This window comes from Dietzia sp. DQ11-38-2 (assembly GCF_014145055.1).
GTDB lineage: Bacteria > Actinomycetota > Actinomycetes > Mycobacteriales > Mycobacteriaceae > Dietzia.
Window position 1 is genome coordinate 200 of sequence record NZ_JAALDW010000526.1, and the last position, 1,861, is coordinate 2,060.

The 1,861-nt window shown below is 71.3% G+C and carries 2 protein-coding genes and 1 pseudogene; all 3 read left to right on the forward strand.

Annotated elements, in window-relative coordinates; genetic code table 11:
* Positions 1–782, forward strand: a 782-nt coding sequence (locus tag G6026_RS16635; RefSeq protein WP_241728150.1) for a molybdopterin-dependent oxidoreductase, incomplete at its 5' end; no start/stop codon positions are given.
* A gap of 74 nt (positions 783–856) precedes the next feature.
* Positions 857–1,438, forward strand: coding sequence for an ECF RNA polymerase sigma factor SigK (sigK, locus tag G6026_RS16640; RefSeq protein WP_107758255.1), 582 nt, complete (start codon positions 857–859; stop codon positions 1,436–1,438).
* A pseudogene (locus tag G6026_RS16645) lies at positions 1,435–1,861 on the forward strand (anti-sigma factor); the annotation flags it as partial. The gene sigK and the pseudogene G6026_RS16645, both read left to right, overlap by 4 nt.

A 1,861-nucleotide genomic window follows, 5' to 3' on the forward strand; every position in this document is an offset into this window, starting at 1 on the left:
TGGTGGACAGGGAGATCGAGCTGGACTGGCAGTCCCTGACGAGCAGGGAGTTCCGGGACCGGATCGTCACCCTGACCTGCGTGTCCAACGAGGTCGGCGGCGACCTCGCCGGAACGGCGACCTGGACCGGCTTCCCGATCGACGAACTGCTCGCGGAAGCCGGGCCCCTGCCCGAGGCCGACATGCTGCTCTCGACCTCGGTCGACGGCTGGACGGCGGGCACCCCGCTCGAGGCACTGACGGACGGGCGGGACGCGTTGCTGGCCGTCGGGATGAACGGCGAGCCGCTCCCTCTCGAGCACGGGTATCCCGTCCGGCAGGTCGTCCCCGGCCTGTACGGCTACGTCTCCGCCACCAAATGGGTGGTGGACTGGGAGGTCACCCGGTTCGACCGGGCGAGCGCCTACTGGACCGACCGGGGGTGGGGCGAGAGGGGGCCGATCCTCACCGCGAGCCGTATCGACCGGCCCGCCCCGCTGGCCCAGCTGGATCCCGGCCCCGTCGTGGTCGCCGGGACGGCGTGGGCCCAACACCGCGGCATCGACCGAGTGGAGGTGCGGGTCGACGACGGGCCGTGGAACGAGGCAGCGCTCGCGGAGGAGTACTCGATCGATACCTGGCGCATGTGGTCGTGGACGTGGGACGCCGAACCCGGCCTGCACACGCTGTCCGTCCGGGCGACCGATTCGACCGGTGAGGTCCAGACCGAGACGCGGCAGCCTCCGATACCCACCGGGGCCACGGGCTGGCACAACCGCACGTTCCGGGTGTCGGGGACATGACCGTCCTCGACACGCGCCGCCCCACCGCGCGCCCGTTCCCTGAGTTCCCCACCCCTCGGATTAGACTGTCCTCCGTGTCCGACCCCACCGCCCTGTCGCTGGCCGATCCGGGGCGCCTGTTGGAACTCTCCGCGGCCGGCGACCTCGAGGCCTTCGCCCGCTTCTATGACCTCATGGCGCCCCGGGTCCACGGTCTCGCCCTGCGGGTCCTCCGCGACCCCGGGTACGCCGAGGAGACCGTGCAGGAGGTGTTCCTGCAGGTCTGGAAGCAGGCCTCGGGGTACAGTCCGAAGCTCGGGTCGGTCCATTCCTGGGTGCTGACCATCGCACACCGGCGCGCGGTGGACCGGGTGCGGTCGGAGAGCTCCGCGGCGCGGCGCGACGAGGCGGACGCCGCCGCGGGGATCACCCACTCCGGGGACGTCGCCGACCAGGTGACCGAGGAGATCACCCGGGAGGAAGATGCCGCCGACGTCCGTCGTTGTCTGGGGGAGCTCACCGAGAACCAGCGCGAGTCGATCGAGATGGCGTACTTCACGGGACTGACCTACCGAGAGGTCGCCGACCAGCTGGGGGCCGCACTGCCCACGATCAAATCACGAATCCGGGACGGCCTGCGCCGTCTCAAGAGCTGCCTGGGGGGTGAGCTGTCATGACCGTCCGACACCACGATCATCCGGAGTCCCCGGGCACGGTTCATCCCGAGGATCTCGACCTCTACGCCCTGGATGCGTTGGACGATCAGGAGACGGAGGCCGTCGAGCAGACCCTCGTCAACGCCGCACCGGATCAGCGCAGGTCGATGCTCGCCCACATCCGGTCCACCCGGGAGGTCGCAGCCGATCTGGTGGCCGATGCCGACCTCGACGTCCCGCCGCCGCCGGGGCTCCGGGCCAGGATTCTCGATCTGGTCGCGGCGGAGTCCGCGCCCGTAACCGACGCGGGGACACCGGAACCCGACGGCACCCGGGACACCGGCGGTGCGGCCGTGGTCGATCTGAGCCATGTGCGTGAGCGCCGGCGCCCCGGCGTGTGGACCGTCGTCGCCTCCGCCGCGGCGGCCGTGGTCCTCGTGGCCG